The following is a 17,932-nucleotide window of genomic DNA, read 5'->3' as shown; positions in this document are numbered from 1 at the left end:
CTCAGAACTTCAGGGTGGCTGCAGTGGCGGTCGCGTCAATACCTTGCTGGCCGCTCGGGCCGATCAGTTGTACCTGAATCTTCTGGGTGGCGGGAAAGGTCTTGAACACTTGGCTCAGGTCCAGGTTGCTCAGTGCCGCTGGCGTGGCGCAGGTGAACTGGTAGTGGGCATGGATTTCACTGTGGTCGTGATGGTGTTCGTGGGCGGCGACGCCTTTGCCGTCGGTGGCGTGGTCATTGTCATCGCCATCGTCGTCATCGTGATCGGCTTCCGGTTTGTCGCCGAACAGCGGGCTGTTGAGTTCCTGGGAGCTGACGACGCAACCGGCGGCCTTGGGCAGCTTGAACAACACCAGCGGGCTTTCCAGCTGTTTGCGCGCAGCGGCGACTTTGGCCTTGTCGGCGGCACTGGTCGCGACGTGTTCGAAACCCACCAGGTTCATGGCCGGGCTGTCCAGTTCAAGCTCCAGGGACTGGCCGTCGAGCACCGCATTGAGACGGCCCACGCCATGTTCATGGGCACCGAGGCTGGCGTGCTCATGGTCGTGATCTTCATGAGCATGAGCGACCGCCAGTGGCAGCAGGGCAAACGGCAAAGCGAGCAGCAGACGGCGCATGACAGGACTCCAAAGATGAAAGTTTTGTTATGTGATCTTATAACACTGGTGCCGAGAGTTTGACCGCCCGCTTGGCGTTGCGCAAGCTGCATGGGAGCATGCCCGTCAGAAAAAATGCAGGAGTAAGGACGATGTTGCGAATTCGTGGAACCGTCGGCGACCTGCCGGTGGACTTGACCCTGGAGTTGGACGACGGCGATTGGGCGCGGTTGGGCGCACAACTGCAGGCCGCCCCGGTGCCTACCGAGTCGACTGCGGTACCGGTCAGGCCAAGTGAGGATCTATGGCAGAACGCCCAGGATCTGTTGCGCAACGCCGGGCAGCTCAGCGGCTTGGAGTTACTGGATCAACTGGAAGGCCTGGCCGGCGATGCGGCGGCAGGCAAGCGCCTGTTGGTGCGCCTGCGCCACAGCGCCAAGGTGAAGGTGACCAGCGGCGGGGATACGCCGCTGTACAGCTGGATGGGCGATTAATACAACGCGGCAAACAATTTGCGGCGGTACGCCGTGACCAGCGGGTGATCGTTGCCCAGCAGCTCGAACACCTGCAGCAAAGTCTTGTGCGGCAGGCCTTCGCTGTAGCTGCGATTGCGGATAAACAGCTTGAGCAGGCCTTCCAGCGCGGCGTCGTATTGCTGGCGCGCCAGTTGGTGAATGCTCAACTGATAGGCCGCTTCGTCATCCTGCGGGTTCTGCGCCAGGCGGCTTTTCAGGTCGGCGGCGTCCGGCAGGTCGGCCGCCTGGCGCAGGAAGGTGATTTGCGCCTTGGCCCCGGCGAGGGCAGCTTTGTGGTCATCGCCTTTTACGGCGTCCAGCACGGTTTGCGCTTCATCCAGTTCGCCGCGCTCGGCCAGGCAACGCGCATACAGGATCAGCGCGGCGGCGTTGGTGTTGTCTTCGCCCAGCAGCGCCACCAGTACGGCTTCGGCATCGCTGATGCGGCCTTCGGCAAACAACGCTTGTGCCTGCTCCAACGGATCCGCCGCAGCCGGTGGCGGCATCTGCACATGGGGCTCGAGCATCGCCCGCACCGCCGACTCCGGCTGCGCCCCGGCAAACCCATCCACCGGCTGGCCGTCCTTGAACAGCACCACGGTCGGCAGGCTCTGAATACCAAAACGCGCCACGATGTCCTGCTCGGCCTCGCAATCGACCTTGGCCAACAGCAATTCACCGCGATAACTCTCGGCAATCTGCGCCAGCATCGGCATCAGCGCCTTGCACGGCGCGCACCACTCGGCCCAGAAATCCACCAACACGGGTTTTTCAAAAGAGTTCTGAATCACCGCCTGGTCGAAGTTGGCGGTGGTGACGTCGAAGATGTACGGCGTGGGCTCACTCATGAGGCGTCTCGAATAAAGCGGGAATGGGGGCAACTATAAGGGCTGGCGCGGGCTATCGGAAGTCGTATGGGACTCAGCGCTCGGACGCTTGCCAAAACGGGTCGAGGTACCAGTCTTGAGGAAAACCCATTGCTTTGATACTGACCTCGGGAAATTCGCTGATAAGCAAATGCAGGCTGTGGCCCCAGCGAGTACGTGGACTCACTTGGCGCATCAAATGATTGAGTATGCAGAGAGCGGAGAACATTCGACTATGTGACCCTGGTTGAAGCAAATGCCCGGGCCATAAAAAGTTGGCTTTCCTTGGCAGTTCGGGTCGAACGCCCAATTCCCGATTCCACATTCGCGAATGATGGGCGCAAATATTTCGGACCGTAGTCAAGGTGTGCAGCCAGGATTGCATCAGTGGCGCCGGCAGCAGCAAGCGCCTGGCGATGGCTTTTTTATCAGCGTCCCTGGCCAAGCCTTTGTACAGGTGGGATAAGTCCCCCAGCGTAAGTTCCTCCAACATGGCCCAGCCAGGCATCAGCGCTGGGTGGGTGTAGGTCGTGGGGTAATGGCGGGCGTAGCTCTCTTTTGACCTTAGGCGTTTAAGCAGATTCTTTCTCGTATCGCTCGCGTGCGACCTGTCGATCCGTTCACATTCGCGCATGTATTCGCGCATTGCCTTGTTTTGTTTGATAGAGAGTGTCGTAAGCAGGCGCTGATGATCAAACGCCGGGTGAAACAGCAGCGGGTCGGTATACCAGTGACTGCCATGTACTGGCCCCATGTGGTTGCTGATAACGCAACGCGAGGCTATTTCGACCCGCTCAACGGCATCCATTGTCAGTAAGCGAAGCCGCCGGTCGAAGTCGTAAAGGCGGGTCAACTGACGAAACTGGCTACCGTCACGAAAGTGATGATTGATGTCTTCCGACTGTTGGAAAGGCCGCATATAAGGGCTGAGTCGAAAGAAACTGACGGATTGCAAGAAGCGCTCAGCGCGAGCCTCATCATGAATTATCAGTCCGCGCAGCTTGAGCAGTTCCAGTTGAGCTGGAACATCGATGGCAGGTTTGCTGAATGACCTCATGCTCCGAAAATACCGGGCATAAAAAACCCGCACAATTTGTGCTTGGTTACCGAAGCAACCAGAGGCATGGCGGGTGTATTAGCGCAAAGGTTAGGCAGATGCCCTGCATTTGACAAGTCCTTTGCTTCTTTGGTTATCAGAGAATTTGTGTGCGAAGACATTGCAGTCGACTGTCAGAGCTGCGAGCGAGGAATGGCATTTTCCACGCCGTGCTTTTTCTTGTCTCAACCAATTTATTGCTGGAAATTTGTAACGCTGACGATCATCGCCGCGAATGGTACAAGCTCACCTTGCGAAACTCCCAAGGCTCGGCCAGGTCCGGCAGGGTCAATGCGTCCAGCACTTCCAGGCGCTGATAGCCCGCGTACTGGAAGTCGCGCACCCGCGAATCGGCCACCAGGGCTTCGCGGCCACGGGTCAGGAACTGGTCCAGCAGCGGCAGGTTGGCGCGGTCGTAAAGCACGTCGGCCACCAGGATCAGGTCGAACCGATCGGCTTCGGTGAAGAAGTCCGCTGAATAACTCAGTTTCACCCGGTTGAGTTCGGCATTCGCCCGGCAAGCGGCCAGCGCCAGCGGATCGAGGTCGCAGGCCACCACCTCCAATGCCCCGGCTTTGACCGCTGCAATCGCGGCCACGCCGGAACCGGCGCCGAAATCCAGCACGCGCTTGCCCGCGACCCACTCGGGATGCGCCGCCAGATAGCGCGCCAGCGCCAGCCCGCTGGCCCAGCAGAAGCTCCAGTAGGGCGGCTCGTGCAGGATGCGCCGGGTTTCTTCCTGGCTGAAGGCGCGGTCCATGTTGTCGGCGTCGAGCAGCCACAACGACAGTTCGGTGCCCGGCAGCGCGCAGGGCACCAGCTGTGCGTCGCCGATCAACTCGCTCAGGGCGCGTTGCAGGTGCAGCGGTGGCGTCATGGTGCCTTGACGAGCTGCAGGGGGCCGGTGGTCTGGGTAATCGCCTGGGTGATGCGCACGGCGGGCAGGTGCAGGATCAACTGGCCAGACTGGCTGGCGCGAGCGCGCAATTCCACCCGCGCACCGGCGGGGAACGCTTCGGGGTTGAAGCGCAGGCGAAAGGCCAGGGGCTTGCCGTTGCCGGTCAACACGCTGCTGGCAAGCAGTTGTTGCGGACGCGAGCGGTCGTCGATCACCAGCAGCGCCATTTCGACTTCGGCGCCGGCCGGCACGTTGGTCAGGTTGCCGCTGATTTCACGCTGGTAGGCGGGCAGGGGGCCGAGGTCTTCAATGCCGGGGACTTTTTTCTCTTGTGCAGGGGTTGGCTGCGGCGCGGCAGGCTTGGGGGCTTCGCTGCTGCAGGCGACCAGAAAACTGAACAGGGTGATCAAAACAAGTGGTCGTAACTGCATGTACGGCTCCAGAAAGGACAAAATCCGTGGCTTAAAAATATGAAACATATAAGCCTGCCTATATACCGTAAAGGCTATGGCTTGTCTTGCTACGGGGATGCGCTACCATGGCCCTCCCATTTTTTGTTGCCTGCCAACCATGCACTGTCCCTTCTGCGGTGCCAACGACACCAAGGTCATCGACTCGCGTCTGGTCGCCGAGGGCGACCAAGTGCGTCGCCGGCGCGAATGCCTGGCCTGCGGTGAGCGTTTCACCACCTTCGAAACCGCCGAACTGGTATTGCCACGTCTGATCAAGTCCGACGGCAGCCGCCAGCCTTTCGACGAAGAAAAACTGCGCGCCGGTATGCAGCGCGCCCTGGAAAAACGCCCGGTGAGTGTCGAGCGGCTGGAAGCGGCGCTGGCGCATATCAAGCACAAGTTGCGCGCGACCGGCGAGCGCGAGGTCAAGAGCCTGGTGGTGGGCGAGTTGGTGATGGGTGAGCTGCAAAAGCTCGATGAAGTCGCCTATATCCGTTTCGCCTCGGTGTATCGACGCTTCCAGGACCTCAATGAGTTCCGCGAAGAAATCGACCGCCTGGCCCGTGAGCCTTCCAAACAATGACCGCTGAACAGGCTGTGCTCGACGCCCATTACATGGCCCGCGCCCTCGAATTGGCGCGCAAGGGCCTGTACACCACCCATCCCAACCCACGGGTGGGCTGCGTGATCGTGCGCGATGGGCAGATTGTCGGCGAAGGCTGGCATGAGCGCACCGGCGAGCCCCATGCCGAACCTAATGCCTTGCGCGCCGCCGGTGACAAGGCACGTGGCGCTACGGTGTACGTGACCCTCGAGCCGTGCAGCCACCACGGCCGCACGCCGCCCTGCGCCGATGCGCTGGTGAGCGCCGGTGTGGCACGGGTAGTGGCCGGCATGCAGGACCCCAACCCGGAAGTGGCGGGGCGCGGCATGCAGCGCCTGGCCCAGGCAGGGATCGAGATTCGTAGCGGCGTGCTGGAATCTGAAGCGCGCGCGCTGAACCCTGGCTTTCTCAAGCGCATGGAACAGGGCCTGCCGTTTGTGCGGGTCAAACTGGCGATGAGCCTGGACGGGCGCACCGCGATGGCCAGCGGCGAAAGCCAATGGATCACCGGCCCTGCCGCCCGCGCCGCCGTCCAGCGCCTGCGTGCCGAAGCGAGTGTGGTGCTGACCGGCGCCGATACGGTGCTGGCCGATGGCGCGCGCCTGACCGTGCGCGCCGCCGAGCTGGGCCTGGATGCACACACCACCGCCCTGGCCATGTCGCGTCCGCCGCTGCGCGTATTGATCGACGGTCGCCTGCGCGTGCCGCTCAATGCACCTTTCTTCAAGGCTGGCCCGGCGTTGGTCATCACGTGCGTGACCGCGGAAAACCAGTTTCCCCGTGGCCCCGAGTGCCTGGTGGTGCCGGGCGTGGAGGGCCAGGTCGACCTGCGCTCAGCGTTGGTGGCACTGGCCGCCCGTGGCGTCAACGACGTGCTGGTGGAAGCGGGCCCAAGCCTGGCGGGCGCGTTTGCCCAGCAGGGCCTGGTCGACGAATACGTGATTTTCGTCGCCGGCAAGTTCCTCGGCTCCGCCGCCCGGCCGTTGCTGGACTGGCCGCTTGAGAAACTCGTCGACGCCCCCCACCTCAAGATCACTGACATGCGCGCGGTTGGCGACGACTGGCGAATCACCGCCGTCCCGCTGCCGGCAGCGAGCGTATAATTCCCGGCCTGCGCGCAAGCGTCAGCCCCCCGTTTTCAGGAGCACGACATGTTCACCGGCATTATCGAAGCCATCGGCAGCATCCGCGCCATGACCCCCAAGGGCGGCGACATCCGCCTGCTGGTTGAAACCGGCAAGCTCGATCTGGGCGACGTCAAGCTGGGCGACAGCATCGCCGTCAGCGGTGTGTGCCTGACCGTCGTCGAGCTGCCGGGCAATGGCTTTGCCGCCGATGTCAGCCGCGAGACCCTGGACTGCACCGCGATGAGCGATCTTGCGGCCGGCAGCCCGGTCAACCTGGAAAAAGCCCTGACGCCGACCACACGCCTGGGCGGCCACCTGGTCAGCGGCCATGTCGATGGCGTCGGCGAAGTCGTGGCGCGCAGCGAAAACGCGCGCGCCGTGGAATTTCGTATCCGCGCGCCGAAGGAGCTGGCCAAGTACATCGCCCACAAAGGCTCGATCACCGTCGACGGCACCAGCCTGACCGTGAACGCCGTCAATGGCGCCGAATTCGAACTGACCATCATTCCCCACACCCTCAGCGAAACCATCATGGCCGCCTACCAGCCAGGTCGCCGGGTGAACCTGGAAGTGGACTTGCTTGCCCGTTACCTGGAGCGCCTGTTGCTCGGCGAAAAGGCCGCAGAGCCTGCATCGGGTAACATCACCGAAAGTTTTCTGGCCGCTAACGGCTACCTGAAATCCTGACCAAGGGGGTGCCGCGTGGCGCTCAATAGCATCGAAGAACTGGTTGAAGACATCCGCCAAGGCAAGATGGTCATCCTGATGGATGACGAAGATCGCGAGAATGAAGGCGACATCATCATGGCCGCCGAGGCCTGCCTGCCTGAGCACATCAACTTCATGGCCAAGCACGCCCGTGGGTTGATCTGCATGCCCATGAGCCGCGAACGCTGTGAGTTGCTCAAGCTGCCGTTGATGGCGCCGCGCAATGGCTCGGGTTTCGGCACCAAGTTCACCGTATCGATTGAAGCCACCACTGGCGTCACCACTGGCATCTCCGCCGCTGACCGCGCTCGCACCGTGCAGGCCGCCGCCGCCAAGGATGCCAAGGCCGAAGACATCGTCAGCCCGGGCCACATCTTCCCGCTGATGGCCCAACCGGGCGGTACCCTGGCCCGCGCCGGCCATACCGAAGCGGCCTGCGACCTGGCGCGCATGGCCGGGTTCGAGCCGAGCGGCGTCATCTGTGAAGTGATGAACGACGACGGCACCATGGCCCGTCGCAGCGAACTCGAAGCGTTCGCCGCCGAACACAACCTCAAGATCGGCACCATTGCCGACCTGATCCACTACCGCATGATCCACGAACGTACCGTTCAGCGGATTGCCGAGCAGCCGCTGGACAGCGAACTGGGCCAATTCAATTTGGTGACCTACCGTGATTCAGTGGAAGGCGACGTGCACATGGCCCTTACCCTGGGCAATATCTGCGCCGACGAGCCCACCTTGGTGCGCGTACACAACATGGACCCGCTGCGCGACTTGCTGATGGTCAAGCAGCCCGGCCGCTGGAGCCTGCGCGCCGCCATGGCCGCGGTTTCCGAGGCGGGCAGTGGCGTGGTGCTGTTGCTTGGTCACCCGCTGGATGGCGACGTGTTGCTGGCGCATATCCGCGAAACGGCGGAGCGCGCGCCGGTGAAAAAACCGACCACCTACAGCATCGTCGGTGCCGGTTCGCAGATCCTGCGCGACCTCGGTGTGCGCAAAATGCGCCTGATGAGCGCACCGATGAAATTTAATGCGATATCCGGTTTCGATCTGGAAGTTGTAGAATACGTGCCCTCCGAATAAAGGCTGGCGATTTTTTGCCCCTTGTTCGCGGTTAAATCATCACTGAGGGACGCACTTTTCGCGTCCCGGCTCTTTAAGAGATTTGTCGAATGACCCTGAAGACCATCGAAGGTACCTTCATCGCCCCCAAGGCCGCTATGCCCTGGTGGTTGGCCGCTTCAACAGCTTCGTGGTTGAAAGCCTGGTAAGCGGTGCCGTTGACGCCCTGGTTCGCCACGGTGTGAGCGAGAGCGACATCACCATCATCCGTGCCCCTGGCGCCTTCGAAATTCCACTGGTTGCGCAAAAGGTTGCCCAGCAGGGTGAGTACGCGGCGATCATTGCCCTGGGCGCGGTCATTCGTGGCGGTACCCCGCACTTCGAATACGTGGCAGGCGAATGCACCAAGGGCCTGGCCCAGGTGTCCATGGAGTTCGGCGTGCCGGTCGCATTCGGCGTGCTGACCGTGGATTCCATCGAGCAAGCCATCGAGCGCTCCGGCACCAAGGCCGGTAACAAAGGCGCTGAAGCTGCCCTGTCCGCCCTGGAAATGGTCAGCCTGCTGTCGCAGTTGGAGGCCAAGTGATTTCCGACGAGAGCGATCGTTTCAACCCTCGCGACGAGCGTCCAGCCGACGCCGGCAAACCGTCGAAAAGCGAAAAGCGTCGCGCGGCCCGTCAGCTCGCGACCCAGGCCCTGTACCAGCGCCACATGGCCGGTACCTCGCTGAACGAAATCGAAGCGCAATTTCGCGTCGACAACGATTTCACCTTCGTCGACCAGAGCTACTTCCACGACATCCTGCACGGTGTTCCGGCCAACCTGACCGAGATCGACGCCGCGCTGTCGCCATGCCTGGACCTGACCCTCAAAGAGCTGGACCCGGTTGAACTGGCCGTATTGCGCCTGTCCACCTGGGAACTGCTCAAGCGCGTCGACGTACCGTACCGCGTGGTGATCAACGAAGGCATCGAACTGGCGAAAGTCTACGGTTCGACCGACGGCCACAAGTTCGTCAACGGCGTGCTCGACAAGCTGGCTCCGCGCCTGCGTGAAGCCGAAGTGAAGGAACACAAGCGCTGATTTGCGCTTGAGTCCCGTGGGCGAGTTCGAGCAGATCCGCAACTACTTCGCCGCCGCGCCCTGTGCGCAAGGCGGCGAAGGCATTGCCCTGGGGATCGGCGATGACTGCGCCTTGCTCGCGCTCCCCGCCGGGGAGCAGTTGGCAGTTTCTACAGACACCTTAGTGGCCGGCGTGCACTTTGCCGACCCGTGTGACCCGTTCCTGCTCGGCCAGCGCTCGCTGGCCGTGGCGGTAAGCGATTTGGCCGCCATGGGCGCCCACCCCCTCGCGTTTACCCTTGCCCTGACCACGCCGACCGTCGATGCCGACTGGTTGCAACGCTATGCCCAAGGTTTGAACGCCATGGCGCAACGCTGCGACGTGGGCCTGGTGGGCGGCGATACCACGCGCGGGCCGCTGAGCCTGACCTTGACCGTGTTTGGCCGCGTGCCGGCCGGGCTTGCCTTGACGCGCAGCGGTGCGCGGCCGGGGGATCTGCTGTGCGTCGGTGGGGAGTTGGGCAATGCGGCCGGGGCCTTGCCGCTGGTATTGGGTCAGCGCAGCGCGGCAGCCGCCATCGCCGAACCGCTGCTCGCCCACTATTGGTCGCCGCAGCCGCAACTGGCGTTGGGCCTGGCCCTGCGCGGTAAAGCAACCTCGGCCATGGATATCTCCGACGGGTTATTGGCCGATTGCGGGCATATCGCCAGGGCATCGGCTGTCAGCCTGTTGATCGAGCGCGACACATTGCCGTTGTCGGCGGCATTGCTGGCGTTTGTCGGCAACGACGAGGCCCGTGTGGCCGCGTTGAGTGGTGGCGACGACTATGTCCTGGTGTTCACGTTACCCCAGGCCGAACTGGCACCGTTGCGGGCCAATGGCTGGCCGATCCATGTGATCGGACGGGCCGAAGCGGGGCAGGGCGTGACGCTGCTCGACAGCCACGGCCAGGACATTACCCCGGCAGTGCACGGCTATCAGCATTTCCGCGAGCTGCCGTAGCCGGCGCCCTGGGCTACCCTTCATATGAATATCTCCACGTAGGAAGCCGTCACTATGAGTGTGCGCCGCTGGTTGCTGATCATGCTGTGCGCCTTTACCGCTGTGCTCCAGGCGGATGAAGCCCCGGTGCCTGGCAAGATCATGCTGGCCAGCGAAGAGTGGAACGACTACACCGGCAAAGATGGCAGCGGCCTGGCCTGGGACGTGTTGCGCCGGGTGTTTGAACCGGCAGGCGTCGCCTTGCAAATCCACAGCGCGCCCTATACCCGCTCGATTGGCCTGGCCCAGCGTGGCGAGGTGGATGGCTGCGTCGGTGTCTATCGCGACGAAGCTGACCAGGTGCTGTACCCGCACTGGCCGTTCGACTCCGACCCTATCTATGCCCTCGGGCTGGCAACGTTGCCCACGCCCAACCTGGCGACGCTCGGCGATTACCGCCTGGCCTGGGTGCGTGGCTATAAATACGAGAAATATTTGCCGAATGTGCGCCGGTTCAACCAGATTCAGCGCCGCAGCGGCATTTTAGCGATGCTGCAATACGGCCATGCAGACTTCTACATTGAGGCCCTCACCGAAGCCAAGTACGTGCTCAGTCAGGCCGACGACCCGTCCCGGTTCACCCTCACCCACATCATGGAACTGCCGCTCTATATAGCTTTTGCCGATAACGAACGCGGGCGGGCATTGATGAAAGTCTACGACCGGCGCATGACCGCCCTGGTGAAAAACGGCGAGTTGAAGCCGATTTTCGAACGCTGGAAACAGCCGTATCCGTTCTGACCTGCATAGAACCAAGCCGAAGGCCAATCGAACCTATTGATCTTTATCAGCGATCATTCAGCTTAAGCGTCTGTAGGAACAGGCTGTTACAATGCCCGCCTCTGTGAAATCTGAAATCAGGAGCACACGGTGCCCGTCGTTTTCGTCGCCGCTTCCAAGCTGCCTACCCCCTTTGCCACGTTCACCATGCATGGCTTTCTCGAAGAAGCCACCGGGCGCGAGCACGTTGTGCTCAGCCTGGGCGATATCGCTGATGGTGCGCCGGTGCTGGGCCGCGTGCATTCCGAATGCCTGACCGGCGACGCGCTGTTCAGCCAGCGCTGTGACTGCGGTTCGCAATTGGAAGCCGCATTGCAGGCCATCGCCCGTGAAGGCCGTGGCGTTCTGCTGTACTTGCGACAGGAGGGCCGTGGCATCGGCCTGCTGAACAAGATCCGCGCCTATGAATTGCAAGATGGCGGCGCCGACACCGTGGAAGCCAACGAGCGCCTGGGCTTTGCCGCCGACCAGCGTGACTACGCCATCTGCCTGCCGATGCTCGAGCACCTGGGCGTGAAATCCCTGCGCCTGATGACCAACAACCCGCGCAAGGTCAAAGCCTTGACCGAAATGGGCATCACCGTGGCCGAGCGCGTCCCGCTGCACACCGGGCACAACCCGCACAACAAACTCTACTTGGCCACCAAAGCCAGCAAGCTCGACCACATGATGGGCAATGAGCATCAAGGCGAGGTCGACCGCGCGTGACCCGCGGCCAGGTGAAACGGCGACTGTCCTTCAACTGGTGGCAGTACCTGGCCCTGGCATTGCTGCCATTGTTTGTGATCAACCTGGTGTTCGGCCGCGCCGAGTCCCTGCTTCCCGTACTGGCCATGCCGTTGTTTATCGCCGGCGTGGCCTCGATGTTTCTCAGCCTGCGTTATTTTCACGCCTATAAACACGCGCTGATCGCCACCTCCAAAGCCCTCGACACCCCTGAAGAGCCCGCCGCCTGGATCGCCCTTGCGGCGCGTCGGCGCACGGCCTTGCTGGTGGCAGCGTTACCGGCCTGGATCGGCGCGCTGGCGGTGTTCGTCGGGCTGGAAGCGGTGCCGTTGTTCTTGCTGGCGCTGTCGACGATGGTGCTGTTTTACCTCTACCGCATACCGCGTCAGTTGGGATGAAGCGCTACGGGCTGGCGCTGCTGCTGGTATTCAGCGCCCAGGTGGTGGCGGTCGAACGGGTGGTGAGCCTGGCGCTGTCGCTTTCCGAAATCGTGGTCGAATTGGGTGCCGCTGATTTACTGGTCGGTGTGCTCGATGGCGGTGATCGTCCGAAAGAATTGGCGAATGTGCCATCGGTCGGACGCTACGGCCAGTTGGACATGGAACGCCTGCTCAGCCTCAAGCCCGATCTGATCCTGCTCTGGCCCGGCAGTGTCGGCGCGGCCCAACGCGAGCAGTTGCAGCGCCTGAACATCCCGGTGTACATCGCCGAACCCCATAGCCTTGAACAACTGACCGGCCAGGTCCAAGCCATTGCCGAGCAATTGGGGCGCGGGGAGGCCGGCCGGGCGTTGGCCGACACACTGCGCCAACGCCTCGCCTACCTGCGCCAGCGCTATCAGCGCGCCGAGCCGGTGCGGGTGTTTTACCAGGTATGGAACCAGCCGCTGTACACCGTGGGTGGTGGGCAGATCATCAGTGATGGGTTGAAGGTGTGCGGGGCGCGCAACGTGTTCGATGACCTCACGCTGCCGGCGCCGCAGGTCAGTGTCGAATCAGTATTGCAGCGTGATCCCGAGCTGATCCTGGTGGGCGATCAGGCGCAACTGGACGCCTGGAAGGTCTGGCCAACGATGCTGGCGCGCGTGCGCTTGGTGCCGGACAAGGGCTTGGAACGGCCCAGCGGGCAGATGCTGGAAGCGCTGGCGCGGTTGTGTCAGGTGATTGCGCCGAACCTGTGAGGCCGCTATCGGGGGCAAGCCCCCTCCCACATTTTGTGGCGCCTCACATCTGCGGCGTCCACGTTACGCCGAACATCCAGACCCGGCCTTCTTCCCGGTAATCCTGATTGTTCAGGAACGCCGGATCGTTATAGCTGTAGCGCGCACGGGAATAGGCCTTGTCCAACAGGTTGTCGACCTTCAACGACAGCGACACCGCGTGGCTCAACGCCCAACTGCTGCGCAGGCCCAGCAAGGCGTACCCGCCCAGGCGATTACGGTTGGCTTCGTCATCGTAGCTGCTGCTGATCGCCTGCCAGCTTGCACCTACGCCGAACTTATCGAACTGCCGGTCCAGATCCAGGTTCACCGTGCGCCGTGCACGACGTGCCAAAGTATGGCCGCTGTCGCGATCACGCGGGTCGATCAGCGACACACCCAGGTTGCCCTGCCAGCCAAACAGGTCCTGTTTGAGCGCCGCTTCAAAACCATTGATCCGCGCCGAGGCGACGTTCTGCGGCTTGCCGCCGTCGAGGATGATCGCATCGCTCAGGTCGGTGCGGTACAGCGAGGCCTCGAGCCGGGTGCTGTCGGTTAACTGACTGCGCCATTGCAGCTCGTAACTCTTTGAGCGCTCAGGCTGCAGGTTGGGGTTGCTGTACTGCGTATCGGGGTAATACAGGTCGTTGAAGGTGGGCGCACGGAAGCCTTCGCTGTAGCTGAGCAACACATCGTTGTCCGGATTGATCGGCACCGTCAGCGTGCCACTCCAGCTGTTCTGGCCGCCGAACTGCTGGTTCTGGTCGCGGCGCAGGCCCAGTTCGGTGGAAAACCACTCACCCTGGAAACGGTGCTGCACAAAGGCGGCGCGGTTCCAGCGGCTGTCTTCGGTAAAGGTTGTGGAGCCGTGGAAGCGGTCTTCGTACCAGTCGCCACCGACGATCAAGCTGTTGCGGTCGTTCAGCGTCAGGTCGTTCTGCCAGTTGACCGAGTCGCGGTAGGTATCGAACACGCTGAAATCGTCGCTGAGGGTATCGCGCTTGGTGTCGCGGTTTTCACTGTGGCCCAGTTCCAGGCGCGACTGCCAGCCTTCGCTGAGGGTGGCGTCGACGTAGCCGCTGGCACTGCTGACGGTGTAGTCGGTGTAGGGTTTCTGGCCGAGGCTTTGCCCGGTGGCGAAGTCGTAGCGCCCGAAGCTGTTGTCGTACTCCGACTTGCCGCGGTTATCCAATAGGTTGAAACCCACCTCCAGCTCTTCGCTGAACGAATGGCTGAGGTTCAGGCTCAGGGACCGGTTGCGGTAGGCATCATGGTCGCCATCGCTGGGAAACGACTGATGGGTTGAATTGATGCCTGCGGTTTCATCCAGGCTTGCGCCCAGGTTGAAGCGCGTCTGCTCATCGCCACCCGACAGGCCAAGGCTGCGCTGCCACGTCTGGTTGCTGCCAACGCCCAGCTTCAGGCGCGGTTGCAGGCCTTGCGCGGCGTTGCGTCGGGTAAACACCTGGATCACCCCGCCAATCGCATCGCTGCCGTAGATCACCGAACGTGAACCGCGCAGCACTTCCACGCGCTCAATCTGGTCGACGTTCAGGTATTGCAGGCCGCTGTCACCGGACGTGGTGTTGGCAATGCGCTGGCCATCCACCAGCACCAGGCTTTGCGCAGACTTCGTGCCGCGAATGTAAATGCCCGGCAAGCTGCCACGGCCGCCGGTGGGCGCAACTTGCACGCCGGGCACGCGGCTGAGCAGATCGGTCAGGCTGGAAGGTTGCAGGCGGTCGATATCGGCGCGGGTAAATACGGTGTTGGCGGCGCTGCTGTCATTGCGCGCCTGCACCTGGCGGTTGGCGCTGATGACCACGTCGGAGAGCTTCAGGGCCTGGTCCCGGGTGTCGGCGAGCAGGTGCGAGGCTGGCAGAAGCAGCAGGGGCAGGGCGAGACGAAGATGTTTCATGGGCTACCCATGGCCTTTGAAGGTGACACAAATCAAATGTGGGAGGGGGCTTGCTCCCGATGGCGGTGGTTCAGTCATATATAAGTTGGCTGATCCACCACTATCGGGAGCAAGCCCCCTCCCACATTTGGATCCGGTTACTGATTCAGGAGCGCCAAGCGCTCGCGCACCGAGGCTTCGATACCGGCTTCATCCAACCCACATTCAGCCAGCATCTGCGCCGGTTTGGCGTGTTCGACGTACATATCCGGCAGGCCCAGGTGCAGCACCGACTTGAGGATATTCGCCCGCGCCAGGAACTCGCTGACCGCCGCGCCGGCACCGCCCATGATGGCGTTTTCTTCGACCGTCACCAGCAGCTCATGGCCAGCGGCAATCTCGCGCACCAACGCTTCATCCAGCGGTTTGACGAACCGCATGTCGACCACGGTGGCGTCGATCTTCTCGGCGACTTTCAGGGCTTCGGCCAGTTGCACACCGAACACCAGGAAGGCCGTCTTGCTGCCCCGGCGGCGCACGATGCCCTTGCCGATCTCGATAGGTTCCAGGTCTTTCTCGATGAGCGCATTCGGGCCATTCCCGCGCGGATAGCGCACGGCCGCCGGACCGTTGTACAGGTGGCCGGTGCTGAGCATCTTGCGCAGTTCGTTCTCGTCGCTGGGCGTCATCACCAGCATGCCGGGGATGCAGCGCAGGTAGGACAGATCGAAGCTGCCAGCGTGGGTCGGCCCGTCTTCGCCCACCAGGCCGGCGCGGTCGATGGCGAACAAGACGTCGAGGTTCTGCACCGCCACGTCATGCACCAGCTGGTCATAACCGCGTTGCAGGAAGGTGGAATAAATCGCCACCACCGGCTTGGCGCCTTCGCAGGCCATGCCGGCGGCGAAAGTCACCGCGTGCTGCTCGGCAATCGCCACATCGAAGTAACGCAGCGGGAAACGCTCGCTGAACGCCACCAGGTCGGAGCCTTCCTTCATCGCCGGGGTAATCCCCACCAGGCGCGGGTCGGCGGCGGCCATGTCGCACAGCCATTCGCCAAAGACACCGGAATACTTCGGCCCGCTGGCCTTTTTTGGCGCAGCGGCGGGAGCGTCCAGCGGTTCCAGCTTGGTGATCGCGTGGTAACCGATCGGGTCGACTTCCGCCGGCGCGAAGCCTTTGCCTTTTTTGGTGACGATATGCAGGAACTGCGGGCCCTTGAGGTCACGCATATTGCGCAGCGTGGCGACCAGGGTCGGCAGGTCATGGCCGTCGATAGGGCCGATGTAGTTCCAGCCCAACTCTTCGAACAGCGTGCCGGGCACCAGCATGCCCTTGGCATATTCTTCCGTGCGACGGGCAATTTCCCACGCGCCGGGCAGGCGCGACAGTACTTTCTTGCTGCCTTCGCGCATGCTGGCATAGGTACGGCTGGAGAGGATTTTCGCCAGGTAATTGGACAGGCCGCCGACGTTTCGCGAAATCGACATGTCGTTGTCGTTGAGGATCACCAGCATGTTGGCGTCCACTTCCGGCGCATGGTTCAACGCTTCGAAGGCCATGCCCGCAGTCAGCGCGCCATCACCGATCACCGCAATCGCCTTGCGATCGCTGTTTTGCAGGCGAGCGGCAATCGCCATGCCCAGCGCTGCGCTGATCGAGGTGCTGGAGTGGCCGACGCCAAAGGTGTCGTACTCGCTCTCGGAGCGACGCGGGAAGGCGGCGATACCGTCCTTCTGGCGCAGGCTGGCCATACGCTCGCGACGCCCGGTGAGGATTTTATGCGGATACGCCTGATGGCCCACGTCCCACACCAGCCGGTCGTCCGGGGTGTCGAATACGTAGTGCAAGGCGATGGTCAGCTCGATCACGCCCAGCCCGGCGCCGAAATGCCCACCGGTCTGGCCGACCGTGTAGAGCAATTCCAGGCGCAGTTCATCGGCCAGGGTTTCCAGCTCGGCTTCACCCAGTCGACGCAGGCCGTCCGGCGTGGCAGCGCGGTCGAGCAGGGGCGTGGACGGGCGCTTGCGGGGAATCTCTTGGAACGTCGTGGGCATCAGGCGAATCGTTATAGGTATAGAAGAGGCGGCAGTTTACCTCAAGCGTTGCAAACTGCCCACGCAGGGGCACCAACTTGGCCGATATGCGGCGCTGATCGCCACGGTTATCAGTGGCGACGTTCGACGATATACCGCGCCAGGTCACGCAACGGCTCAGCCGCCGCGTCGAAAGGTCGCAGGGCGTCCAGGGCCTGGTCGCGCAGGTCCAGGGCATACGCCTTGGCGGCTTGCAGCCCGAGCAGCGCAGGATAGGTGGGCTTGTCCCGGGCGATATCCGCGCCTTGGCGTTTGCCGAGGGTCTCGGTGTCACTTTCCACGTCGAGAATGTCGTCCTGCACCTGGAACGCCAGGCCAACAGCCCGTGAATAGGTGTGCAGCGCCTCTAATTGCGCGGCTTCGGCCCGGCCACTGGCCAGGGCACCGAGCTGCACCGCAGCCTCGATCAACGCGCCGGTCTTGTGACGATGCATGTGTTCCAGGGCTGTTTGATCCAGCTTGAGGCTGACCGAACCCATGTCGATCGCCTGCCCGCCGACCATGCCGGCCGGACCTGCCGCCAGGGCCAGGGCGGTGACCATGCGCAGGCGGATCTCGGCATTCACGCGGCTCAAACGCGGGTCGAGCAACGCGCTGAACGCCAGGCTCTGCAGGCCATCACCGGCCAGGATCGCATAGGCTTCATCGAAGGCTTTATGGGTGGTCGGCTGGCCGCGACGCAGATCGTCATCATCCATCGCAGGCAGATCGTCGTGTACCAGGGAGTAGGCGTGAATCAGTTCTACCGCGCAGGCCGCGCCATTCGCGTCCTCGGCTGGCGCACCCAGCGCTTCACACGCCGCATACGCCAGCAACGGGCGCACGCGCTTGCCGCCATTCATCACGCTGTAGCGCATGGCGTCGTAAAGGCGCTTCATTTCCGGGCTTGGCGCAACAAACAAGGGCTCCAGCGCCGCATTCACCCGGGCTTGGCTACTGGCCTGATACGCGTCGATCATTCGGGTTGTTCCGCATCGAAAGGTTCTTCGGCCAACTCCCCATCACGCTCAAGCAATACCTGCACTTTCTGCTCGGCCTGCGCCAGCGCGCTCTGGCAGTCACGGGTCAGGCCGATGCCTTGCTCAAACGCCGTCAACGAGTCTTCCAGCGACAACTCGCCGTTCTCCAGACGCTCGACCAGGGTTTGCAGGTCGGCGAGGGATTGTTCGAAATCGAGTGCAACTTTTTTGCGGGCCATGGCGGCA

General features: G+C 62.5%; 20 protein-coding genes and 1 pseudogene. 12 read left to right on the top strand and 9 right to left on the bottom strand.

All coding sequences use genetic code 11. From position 1 onward, the window contains the following. Position 1: 1 nt before the first annotated feature. The gene (locus tag C4J88_RS24005) at positions 2–616 is read right to left on the bottom strand and encodes a DUF2796 domain-containing protein (protein ID WP_124408300.1); all 615 of its coding nucleotides are present in this window, start codon (positions 614–616) and stop codon (positions 2–4) included. Positions 617–747: 131 nt separating this feature from the next. Between C4J88_RS24005 and C4J88_RS24000 the strand changes: the two genes are divergently transcribed. Then, positions 748–1,089, top strand: a complete 342-nt coding sequence (locus C4J88_RS24000) for a hypothetical protein (protein ID WP_124368514.1) — start codon at positions 748–750, stop codon at positions 1,087–1,089. On the opposite strand, the gene trxA is transcribed toward C4J88_RS24000, so the two are convergent. The 4 genes from trxA to C4J88_RS23980 all read right to left on the bottom strand — a co-directional run bounded on the left by trxA (position 1,086) and on the right by C4J88_RS23980 (position 4,401). Then, on the bottom strand, positions 1,086–1,958 hold the full coding sequence (gene trxA / locus C4J88_RS23995) for a thioredoxin (protein ID WP_124364593.1): 873 nt from the start codon (positions 1,956–1,958) through the stop codon (positions 1,086–1,088). The two genes, C4J88_RS24000 and trxA, sit on opposite strands and share 4 nt — an antisense overlap. A gap of 73 nt (positions 1,959–2,031) precedes the next feature. After that, the gene (locus C4J88_RS23990; protein WP_124408299.1) at positions 2,032–3,033 is read right to left on the bottom strand and encodes an Abi family protein; all 1,002 of its coding nucleotides are present in this window, start codon (positions 3,031–3,033) and stop codon (positions 2,032–2,034) included. A 262-nt stretch (positions 3,034–3,295) separates the two neighbouring features. Continuing rightward, positions 3,296–3,949 (bottom strand): methyltransferase, encoded by a 654-nt coding sequence (locus C4J88_RS23985; protein WP_124408298.1) that lies wholly within the window; start codon positions 3,947–3,949, stop codon positions 3,296–3,298. Beyond that, positions 3,946–4,401, bottom strand: a complete 456-nt coding sequence (locus tag C4J88_RS23980) for a YbaY family lipoprotein (protein WP_124364591.1) — start codon at positions 4,399–4,401, stop codon at positions 3,946–3,948. Before C4J88_RS23980 ends, C4J88_RS23985 begins: the two co-directional genes overlap by 4 nt. Positions 4,402–4,540: 139 nt before the next feature. Between C4J88_RS23980 and nrdR the strand changes: the two genes are divergently transcribed. The 11 genes and pseudogenes from nrdR to C4J88_RS23925 all read left to right on the top strand — a co-directional run bounded on the left by nrdR (position 4,541) and on the right by C4J88_RS23925 (position 12,716). Further along, the gene (gene nrdR / locus C4J88_RS23975) at positions 4,541–5,005 is read left to right on the top strand and encodes a transcriptional regulator NrdR (RefSeq protein WP_124364590.1); all 465 of its coding nucleotides are present in this window, start codon (positions 4,541–4,543) and stop codon (positions 5,003–5,005) included. Then, a complete protein-coding gene (ribD, locus tag C4J88_RS23970; protein ID WP_124405409.1) occupies positions 5,002–6,129 on the top strand; it encodes a bifunctional diaminohydroxyphosphoribosylaminopyrimidine deaminase/5-amino-6-(5-phosphoribosylamino)uracil reductase RibD in 1,128 nt (375 codons plus the stop codon). The genes nrdR and ribD overlap by 4 nt, the downstream gene beginning before the upstream one ends. 48 nt (positions 6,130–6,177) lie before the next feature. After that, on the top strand, positions 6,178–6,840 hold the full coding sequence (locus C4J88_RS23965) for a riboflavin synthase (RefSeq protein ID WP_124368509.1): 663 nt from the start codon (positions 6,178–6,180) through the stop codon (positions 6,838–6,840). Between the two features lie 15 nt (positions 6,841–6,855). After that, a complete protein-coding gene (gene ribBA, locus C4J88_RS23960) occupies positions 6,856–7,947 on the top strand; it encodes a bifunctional 3,4-dihydroxy-2-butanone-4-phosphate synthase/GTP cyclohydrolase II (protein WP_124408297.1) in 1,092 nt (363 codons plus the stop codon). Between the two features lie 89 nt (positions 7,948–8,036). Beyond that, a pseudogene (gene ribE, locus C4J88_RS23955) lies at positions 8,037–8,512 on the top strand (6,7-dimethyl-8-ribityllumazine synthase). Then, on the top strand, positions 8,509–9,009 hold the full coding sequence (gene nusB, locus C4J88_RS23950; RefSeq protein ID WP_124408295.1) for a transcription antitermination factor NusB: 501 nt from the start codon (positions 8,509–8,511) through the stop codon (positions 9,007–9,009). The pseudogene ribE and the gene nusB overlap by 4 nt, the downstream one beginning before the upstream one ends. A 16-nt stretch (positions 9,010–9,025) precedes the next feature. Further along, a complete protein-coding gene (thiL, locus tag C4J88_RS23945) occupies positions 9,026–9,991 on the top strand; it encodes a thiamine-phosphate kinase (RefSeq protein ID WP_124408679.1) in 966 nt (321 codons plus the stop codon). A 54-nt stretch (positions 9,992–10,045) separates the two neighbouring features. Further along, the gene (locus C4J88_RS23940; protein ID WP_124408294.1) at positions 10,046–10,771 is read left to right on the top strand and encodes an ABC transporter substrate-binding protein; all 726 of its coding nucleotides are present in this window, start codon (positions 10,046–10,048) and stop codon (positions 10,769–10,771) included. Positions 10,772–10,900: 129 nt separating this feature from the next. After that, positions 10,901–11,518 carry a GTP cyclohydrolase II gene (ribA, locus tag C4J88_RS23935; protein WP_057724861.1) on the top strand — a complete coding sequence of 206 codons (618 nt, stop codon included), beginning with the start codon at positions 10,901–10,903 and terminating at the stop codon, positions 11,516–11,518. Beyond that, positions 11,515–11,934, top strand: coding sequence for a nuclear FMR1 interacting 1 family protein (locus tag C4J88_RS23930; RefSeq protein ID WP_124364584.1), 420 nt, complete (start codon positions 11,515–11,517; stop codon positions 11,932–11,934). Before ribA ends, C4J88_RS23930 begins: the two co-directional genes overlap by 4 nt. After that, entirely contained in the window at positions 11,931–12,716 is a 786-nt protein-coding gene (locus C4J88_RS23925; protein WP_124408293.1) for a cobalamin-binding protein, read from the top strand. Before C4J88_RS23930 ends, C4J88_RS23925 begins: the two co-directional genes overlap by 4 nt. Positions 12,717–12,759: 43 nt before the next feature. Here the strand turns inward: C4J88_RS23925 and C4J88_RS23920 are convergent, their stop codons facing one another. From C4J88_RS23920 to C4J88_RS23905, 4 genes are all read right to left on the bottom strand, one after another. Then, the gene (locus C4J88_RS23920; protein WP_124408292.1) at positions 12,760–14,652 is read right to left on the bottom strand and encodes a TonB-dependent receptor domain-containing protein; all 1,893 of its coding nucleotides are present in this window, start codon (positions 14,650–14,652) and stop codon (positions 12,760–12,762) included. Between the two features lie 137 nt (positions 14,653–14,789). Then, on the bottom strand, positions 14,790–16,688 hold the full coding sequence (gene dxs / locus C4J88_RS23915; protein WP_124408291.1) for a 1-deoxy-D-xylulose-5-phosphate synthase: 1,899 nt from the start codon (positions 16,686–16,688) through the stop codon (positions 14,790–14,792). Positions 16,689–16,798: 110 nt separating this feature from the next. Next, on the bottom strand, positions 16,799–17,686 hold the full coding sequence (locus C4J88_RS23910; protein ID WP_124408290.1) for a polyprenyl synthetase family protein: 888 nt from the start codon (positions 17,684–17,686) through the stop codon (positions 16,799–16,801). Further along, positions 17,683–17,925: an exodeoxyribonuclease VII small subunit gene (locus C4J88_RS23905; protein WP_003176346.1), complete on the bottom strand. Its 243-nt coding sequence runs from the start codon at positions 17,923–17,925 to the stop codon at positions 17,683–17,685. The genes C4J88_RS23910 and C4J88_RS23905 overlap by 4 nt, the downstream gene beginning before the upstream one ends. Between the last annotated feature and the right edge of the window lie 7 nt (positions 17,926–17,932).

It is taken from the genome of Pseudomonas sp. R4-39-08, from assembly GCF_003852275.1.
Lineage (GTDB): Bacteria > Pseudomonadota > Gammaproteobacteria > Pseudomonadales > Pseudomonadaceae > Aquipseudomonas.
The sequence above is the reverse complement of the archived record's forward strand: the minus strand, read 5'-3'. Positions and strand labels throughout refer to the sequence as shown.

Excerpts from the sequence above, each read along its gene's own strand:
- C4J88_RS24005 (WP_124408300.1), bottom strand. The coding sequence starts at position 616 with ATGCGCCGTCTGCTGCTCGCTTTGCCGTTTGCCCTGCTGCCACTGGCG.
- C4J88_RS24000 (WP_124368514.1), top strand. The coding sequence starts at position 748 with ATGTTGCGAATTCGTGGAACCGTCGGCGACCTGCCGGTGGACTTGACC.
- trxA (WP_124364593.1), bottom strand. The coding sequence starts at position 1,958 with ATGAGTGAGCCCACGCCGTACATCTTCGACGTCACCACCGCCAACTTC.
- C4J88_RS23990 (WP_124408299.1), bottom strand. The coding sequence starts at position 3,033 with ATGAGGTCATTCAGCAAACCTGCCATCGATGTTCCAGCTCAACTGGAA.
- C4J88_RS23985 (WP_124408298.1), bottom strand. The coding sequence starts at position 3,949 with ATGACGCCACCGCTGCACCTGCAACGCGCCCTGAGCGAGTTGATCGGC.
- C4J88_RS23980 (WP_124364591.1), bottom strand. The coding sequence starts at position 4,401 with ATGCAGTTACGACCACTTGTTTTGATCACCCTGTTCAGTTTTCTGGTC.
- nrdR (WP_124364590.1), top strand. The coding sequence starts at position 4,541 with ATGCACTGTCCCTTCTGCGGTGCCAACGACACCAAGGTCATCGACTCG.
- ribD (WP_124405409.1), top strand. The coding sequence starts at position 5,002 with ATGACCGCTGAACAGGCTGTGCTCGACGCCCATTACATGGCCCGCGCC.
- C4J88_RS23965 (WP_124368509.1), top strand. The coding sequence starts at position 6,178 with ATGTTCACCGGCATTATCGAAGCCATCGGCAGCATCCGCGCCATGACC.
- C4J88_RS23940 (WP_124408294.1), top strand. The coding sequence starts at position 10,046 with ATGAGTGTGCGCCGCTGGTTGCTGATCATGCTGTGCGCCTTTACCGCT.
- C4J88_RS23925 (WP_124408293.1), top strand. The coding sequence starts at position 11,931 with ATGAAGCGCTACGGGCTGGCGCTGCTGCTGGTATTCAGCGCCCAGGTG.
- C4J88_RS23920 (WP_124408292.1), bottom strand. The coding sequence starts at position 14,652 with ATGAAACATCTTCGTCTCGCCCTGCCCCTGCTGCTTCTGCCAGCCTCG.
- dxs (WP_124408291.1), bottom strand. The coding sequence starts at position 16,688 with ATGCCCACGACGTTCCAAGAGATTCCCCGCAAGCGCCCGTCCACGCCC.
- C4J88_RS23910 (WP_124408290.1), bottom strand. The coding sequence starts at position 17,686 with ATGATCGACGCGTATCAGGCCAGTAGCCAAGCCCGGGTGAATGCGGCG.
- C4J88_RS23905 (WP_003176346.1), bottom strand. The coding sequence starts at position 17,925 with ATGGCCCGCAAAAAAGTTGCACTCGATTTCGAACAATCCCTCGCCGAC.